Below are 6,774 nucleotides of genomic sequence, written 5' to 3'. Positions count from 1 at the left end.
CTCCACCACCATGGGGTATGATTCTCCACCATTAGTGGGGGAGAGTTCTCCCCCTAAGATAACTAAAAGAAACATTAAAGAAAGTAATATATAAAGATATATAAGTGACACATATTCTTATGAATATACAACCACATAAAACATGTATAAAGGCTGCTCATAAAAGAGTGGTCTTTTTGTATTTAAGAAAGGAGTGAACAAGTCATGTCCTTACTGTACTCAACATATTATTAAGTGTAATAGATGAGGAGGGGGCTCAGTTTGAGACGGTTGATTCTTGTAGTAGGTTTAGTCTTACTTGTTTTGCTTTGGACAAACCCAGATAGCGCCGACTTTAAAAAGTGGGTCTATAAGAAAGAAATAAGCTATTACCAAAAAAACGCAGCATCATAACCTATTGGTTTTCGAAGTAAAAATTACTTGTTATTCTCAGTATATGAACTATCGATTATAAGGAAACAGACGGACTTTATGACCGATTATTCCTACTACGGTGGTGTTGGTATACTCGGAATGATATTCCCAACTTCTACACCTGAAATTGATGGTAAACAATCCCCTTTATTTTAAGTTTGATACTTGTTATCGTGTAATAAAAGTTACATAAAACAGCGGCTGTCTAGGACATTGCTTTAACGTCCAACTGCTGCTGTTTCTTTTATTGGGTGTGTCTATTAATTTGTCATTGAAAATGATGAAAATGCATCAGGATTTGGCTGAAATCTAAAATTTGGGTCCTTCTGAGACTTAAAAATAAGTGCGGGTGCGCGTGAGCCCGAAAACCACTCAGATTTTATTTTTGGTTTTCGCTTTCCCTTTACCTCATCTGTACGCCTTCTGAGGGCTTCTCTTAGGGCTTGTTTGGCTTTTCTTGGAGAATTATTCCTTCTAATAATGTCGCGTTAAAATCAGCCTTAAAATAGCTCTAGGAACCTAGTGAAAATTATGAATCAAAAAGGAAAGTGGTGAACGACTTATGAGGAAAGGAGAAAACAAACCAGAGGGTATCGTAGGTACCAGTGAACTAGCTGCTATCGTGGGGAAAACCAAGCAATGGATCGGCCAGTTGACCCGTGACGGAGTACTCACTCAAGTGGCACGTGGTAAATATAATTTGGCTGAATCCGTGCAGGCATATATCCGGCATATCACTGGGACTTCTACAGAGGGCAAGATTAGCTATAACGATGAAAAGGCGCAGCACGAACAGATAAAAAAAGAAATTGCGATGCTGGAATTGGAGGAAAAGAGAAATAACCTGCACACAACGGGGGATGTGTTGGATGCGTGGGGCGAATTGGTTGTGAATTTTCGGGAGAGGCTGCAGGGTCTGCCTCCGAGGATGGCAACCGAACTGTCACACATGACTGAAGAGAAGCAAATCCGTTTATTGATGGAAGCCAAGATCAACGATGCTCTAACCGAGCTCGCAAAATATGACCCGTTGGCTGAGAGAGAATGAACGCACAGCGAAAGCAGACCTTCACTCTCTTACGTCAGGCAATCCAACTCGTCAAACCCCCAGAGCCGTTAAGTATTGCTGAATGGGCTGACCAGCACCGGGTTCTTTCACCAGAAGATTCCTCAGAGAAGGGACCGTGGAGAACAAGTCGTTCACCATTTCAGAAAGTGCCGATGGAAGCTATTTCTGATCCAGAAGTGGAGTCAGTGGTTATGATGTGGGGCGCTCAATTGGGCAAAACAGCAGTTCAATTGAACACGATTGGCTATTATACGGGCCATGATCCTGCCCCGATCATGGTTGTACAGCCGGATCTTGTGGTCGCAAAAGATTTCTCAAAGGACCGCCTTGCCCCGATGTACCGGGATTCACCGCAGTTAGCGAAGCTCATAACCAAAGATAAGAGCCGGGATACCAGTAATACCATACTATACAAGTCCTATCCAGGCGGCAGAGTCAACATAGCAGGTGCGAATTCTCCGGCTTCGCTGGCTTCCAAACCGATCCGTGTTGTCATTGCGGACGAAATTGACCGTTTCCCAGTGTCAGCTGGGAAGGAAGGCGACCCTGTATCACTGGCTACAGCCCGTACAGATACCTTCTATAACAAAAAGCTGGTATTTGTCTCCACACCAACAATCAAAGGTATGTCCCGAATCGAGAAGCTGTATGAGGACAGCACGAAAGAAGAATGGTGCGTGCCGTGTCCATCTTGCGAAGAGTACCAGCCGTTCAAGTGGGGTCAGATCAAGTTTGAATACGACGAGGAAACTTCGGACTGCATTAAGGTTGAAATGGCTTGCAAACATTGTGGTACATTGCATCCAGAACATGAGTGGAAGCATGACTACGCCGAACGTGGTAAGTGGATTGCGGGTAAAAAGCACGCAACAACACGGGGGTTCCACCTGAATAGTTTGGCTGGGACAATAAATGTTACTTGGAAAAAGCTTGTTAATGATTGGATGAAAGCTCAGCGGGGTGGATCTCAGCTGCTCAAGACGTTCATTAATACCAAGTTGGCTGAGACTTGGGAAGAAAAAGGGCAGAAAGTAGAGCATGAAGTGCTCCTCAATCGCCGTGAAATGTACCAGGCTCGGGTGCCTACAGGCGTACGATACCTCACTGCAGCCGTCGATACTCAAGACACACGCTTTGAAATTGACGTGATGGGCTGGGGAAAAGGGTACTCAAGTTGGAGAGTTCAGCGCCATATCATCGTCGGGGACCTTAATCAGCAACAGCCGTGGGATGAATTGGACGAGTTCCTGGCGCGGACGTGGAAAGATGCTGAAGGCAGGACGTTTCGCCCGGTCAGAATCTTGATTGACTCCGGAGGACACCACACATTGAAGGTATACAAGTTCTGTAAACCACGGCAGGGAAGAAATATTTACGCTTTGAAGGGTGAAGAGAAAGGCGACGGAACGGAGACTCCGTTACTAAACGGGATAAGTACAAATAATGTTGTTAATGCGACTGTAATCCGTGTCGGAGTATCTGAGGGGAAGGCTACAGTATTTGCCTCTCTAAAATTGGAACCGGGGAAGCCAGGATCATGTCGATTTCCGTTGCCACACCCTGACAACCCAGATGCTTTCGTGTATGACGAGGAATATTTCATGCAACTAACAGCAGAACAATTGGTAACCCGGTACAAGGAAGGTCTACCTTACACTGTTTGGGTTAAAACACGAGTGCGAAATGAGGCGCTTGACCTTGCTGTTTACAATCGAGCAGCTATAGAAATGATCAACCCGAATTTCGACTTGCCTTTGCCTAATCCTGTCAAGGTGAGGGAGGCTCCAGCTAAAGGCAAAAAGCCAAAGAAAAAGAATGTACCAAGCAGCATTTAGACCAGATGAAGGAGGTGAGAAAGGGAAAATGCCAAGAATACCTTATGAGGAAGCTAAAGCCAAATATCAAATGTGGAATGAAGCTGAGGATGCTATAGCTACAGGGAGTTCCTACAGTATTGCTGACAGATCATTAACTCGTGCAGATATGGCAACCGTTCTAATGATGAAAAGGAAGTATGGTCGTATTGTTGATGCTTATGAGAATGGCGGAAAACGACGTTCTAGGACAGCGGGATTTTACCCCGTTGACCGATGAATATCATCGACAGAACGCTTAGTTTTATTGCTCCCGGTATTGCTGTAAAACGAGAGAAAGCTAGGACAGAGATAGTACGGCAGCAGGCGGTGCGTAATGTCACCAGCCAATTAATCGGAAGTTCTGGGAGCAATGGACGGGGTTATGGTAAGCATGGGGCTAGCTCATCTAAGTCATCCATGTTGTTTTGGCAAACGCCTGCCGGAGACGCAGACGTGGATATCCATCAGAACGTTCCTAAATTGCGGGAACGGGCTCGCGATTTGCACATGGGCACTGATATTGTAGCAGCTGCACACAAAGGATTAAGGACTAACATCGTCGGAACCGGACTACGTCTAAACCCTTCCTTTGATGCTAAATTCTTAGGCCTGAATGAGGTTAAGGCTGAGGAGTTACGTAGTGCCATTCAGCGAGAGTGGTCCTTGTGGGCAGATACAACAAAATGTGACGCTGCTGGACTCAGTGATTTTTACCAATTACAAGCCTTAGCGTTTATATCAACCATGATGAGCGGCGATGTATTCGCACTTATGCCGAGTAAAAAGCGCCCGTGGTCAATATATGATCTCAAGGTTAATTTAATTGAAGCAGACAGGTGTGCCACTCCACCGGAAAAGACAGTAATAGATAGGGATCTTATTCAGTCAGGGGTTGAAGTTGACGCTGACGGAATGGTTACGGCATACCATTTCAGCAATCGACATCCTGGAGCAGATGGATACAACTTGACTGGAGCGAATGAATGGGTGCGTGTAGAGAAGTATGGCAAACGAACTGGACGTGTGAATGTTCTACATCTGTTTGAAGCAGAACGCCCAGGTCAGAGAAGAGGTATTCCAGTCATTGCTCCGATCATCGAATCGCTGAAGCAACTTAGTCAGTACACCAGCGCCGAGCTAGCAGCAGCTGTCATTACATCTATGTACACGGTTTTTATTACAACTCCAGCAGATGAAGAGGGTGGAAGCCCGTTCGATGGAGTAGGGATGGATGACGATGACTTAGATGGCACAGATAATGTGCCAGGATCTAATGGTGACGAAATCAAGCTTGGTCAAGGTGCTATCATGCGGACTGATCCGGGCGAGGATGTGAAATTCGCCGACCCGACTAGACCTAATCCGAACTACGAGGCGTTTGTTCGTGCCATGCTTAAGCAGATGGCAGCGGCGCTAGAGTTGCCTTATGAAATATTGACTAAACAATTCACCAGTTCATATTCAGCGAGTCGCGGCGCTCTCCTAGAAGCCTGGAAGATGTATCGTATGCGTCGTTCATGGTTATCAAAAACATTCTGTCAGCCTATCTATGAAGAATGGTTTGTGGAGGCTGTGCTTAAAGGAAGAATTGCAGCACCCGGCATCTTTGATGATCCGGCTATTTTTGCTGCCTACACAAAAGCAGAATGGCACGGTCCTTCTCAAGGTCTACTTGATCCAACCAAGGAAGTTGATGCGGCTGTTAAGCGGATGGAGAACAATCTTTCCACAGCAACGCGTGAAACTGCTGAGATTAACGGCGGTTCATGGGAGGACAACGTTAGGCAACGGGCATATGAAAAGACTCGTTTGAAAGAGCTGGGGTTGACAGAGTCTCCTTCTGGTTCAGCAACGCCCGTGATGCCATCTGAGCCTTCCAAGGAAGGCGACGCAGATAACGACGACGAGGAAGGGGGTGAATAAAACGAATGGCAATAAGGATTAATCTGTATGGAACAATTGTGGCCAGTGAGGATTCTTGGATTTACGAATACTTTGAAATGGACCACACCACACCTCGCCACATAAACGAACAACTCGCTCAAGCAAACGGTGATGATGTGGAGATCTATGTTAACTCTCCTGGCGGAGATATGTGGGCAGGTTCAGAAATCTACTCGTCCCTTCGCGAATATGCAGGTAATACAATTGCGAAAGTTATCTCTCTCGCCGCGAGTGCGGCTTCTGTTGCAATCTGCGGGGCAAAGCGAGTATTGATTTCTCCAACAGCACAAATCATGGTACATCGTTCTTCTACGGGAGCATGGGGAAATAAGAATGACCTTGACCAAGCATCGCAGATGGTCAAAAGCGTTGATGAGGGAATGGTCAATGCCTATGAATATAAGACGGGTAAGACCCGAGACGAATTGTTTGCTTGGATGGATGCAGAAACGTTTATGAATGCCCAGCAAGCCGTTGAAAATGGTTTTGCAGACGAAGTTATGTTCGGGCAAATGGAAAAAGTAGTTGCTGTTGCTACAGCGGCACCTCTTTTTTCAAACGAAGTATTGAGCAAGGTTAAGTCAAAATTGCTGAAGGAAAATATGTTTCCATCAGCAACAGTAACTCCTTTAACATCCGGAATGAATGAAAATCCGGCAGGTGTTACAGCGAAAAATGATAACGAGGAGGAAGCAAAAATAATGGATATTGCAGAATTGAAAGAGAAACACCCTGATTTGTTCGCACAAGTGACTGGCGATGCACAAACAGCAGAGAGAACTCGTGTCGCGGCAATCACAAGTCTTGCCGAAAAGACTCCGGGATCCGCAGAACTTGTTAAAGCGGCAATCGCAAATGGTGAAACAGCCGGAGAACTGGCAATTAAGATGATCGAAGCTTCGCAGACGCGTATTGTCAACGCTGGTAAAGACCGTGCTCTCGATGCTGAGGAAAGTGGAGTCGATACGGTGGCATCGCTTGAGGCAAAGCCTACAGGAGCTGCTAAGGAAGAGGATGCAGAGGCGGCAGTCACCAGTATGATTGCAATGGCTCAAAATATGAGACCAAAGAATGGAGGTCGTAGATAATGTCTGAATATACAAGCCCATCGTTTGATGAATTGTTTGCAGGTGGAGTGCAGCCAGAGAGAATGACAGCGATTATTATCAAGTCTGGCTCAGGAGTAGTGACCCGCGGTACAGTGTTGGGTCGTGTTAGTCAGTTGTCTGAAAGTGACTTGTATGCAGGGACACCTGTTACGACTCCAGTTGACTCTACTAAGTCGGATGGTTCACAAGACCCTTACTGTATTCTGGCCGATTCAACTATTGATGCAACTACAAAAGATGTACGAGCTGCAGCGTACCTTGATGGCGAATTTAATCGTAACGCTCTTAAGTTTGGTGGTACAGATAAGGTTGCTCAACATGAAGTTGCTATGCGTAAGATCGGTTTGATTACAAAACGAGTAATTAAATAAGAGGAGGACAA

6 protein-coding genes are annotated in these 6,774 nt (G+C 45.7%); all 6 read left to right on the top strand.

Translation table 11 applies throughout. The annotated features are described in order from the left end of the window. The first annotated feature begins 976 nt into the window (after positions 1-976). The 6 genes from L1028_RS25405 to L1028_RS25380 are packed head-to-tail and all read left to right on the top strand — an operon-like array spanning position 977 to position 6,763. Positions 977-1,462 (top strand): hypothetical protein, encoded by a 486-nt coding sequence (locus L1028_RS25405; RefSeq protein WP_234540732.1) that lies wholly within the window; start codon positions 977-979, stop codon positions 1,460-1,462. Then, a complete protein-coding gene (locus L1028_RS25400; RefSeq protein WP_234540731.1) occupies positions 1,459-3,318 on the top strand; it encodes a phage terminase large subunit family protein in 1,860 nt (619 codons plus the stop codon). The genes L1028_RS25405 and L1028_RS25400 overlap by 4 nt, the downstream gene beginning before the upstream one ends. A 28-nt stretch (positions 3,319-3,346) precedes the next feature. Further along, complete coding sequence (locus L1028_RS25395; protein ID WP_234540730.1) at positions 3,347-3,577, top strand: DUF6148 family protein; 231 nt, start codon at positions 3,347-3,349, stop codon at positions 3,575-3,577. After that, a complete protein-coding gene (locus tag L1028_RS25390) occupies positions 3,574-5,262 on the top strand; it encodes a phage portal protein (protein ID WP_234540729.1) in 1,689 nt (562 codons plus the stop codon). Before L1028_RS25395 ends, L1028_RS25390 begins: the two co-directional genes overlap by 4 nt. A 5-nt stretch (positions 5,263-5,267) precedes the next feature. Then, complete coding sequence (locus L1028_RS25385; RefSeq protein WP_234540728.1) at positions 5,268-6,371, top strand: head maturation protease, ClpP-related; 1,104 nt, start codon at positions 5,268-5,270, stop codon at positions 6,369-6,371. Continuing rightward, positions 6,371-6,763 carry a head decoration protein gene (locus tag L1028_RS25380; RefSeq protein ID WP_234540727.1) on the top strand — a complete coding sequence of 131 codons (393 nt, stop codon included), beginning with the start codon at positions 6,371-6,373 and terminating at the stop codon, positions 6,761-6,763. Before L1028_RS25385 ends, L1028_RS25380 begins: the two co-directional genes overlap by 1 nt. The last annotated feature ends 11 nt before the right edge of the window (positions 6,764-6,774 follow it).

Source organism: Paenibacillus pseudetheri (assembly GCF_924513355.1).
In the GTDB taxonomy this organism is placed as follows: Bacteria; Bacillota; Bacilli; order Paenibacillales; family Paenibacillaceae; genus Paenibacillus_AQ; species Paenibacillus_AQ pseudetheri.
Note: the sequence above shows the minus strand (reverse complement) of the source record. Positions and strands in the feature narration are given on the sequence as shown.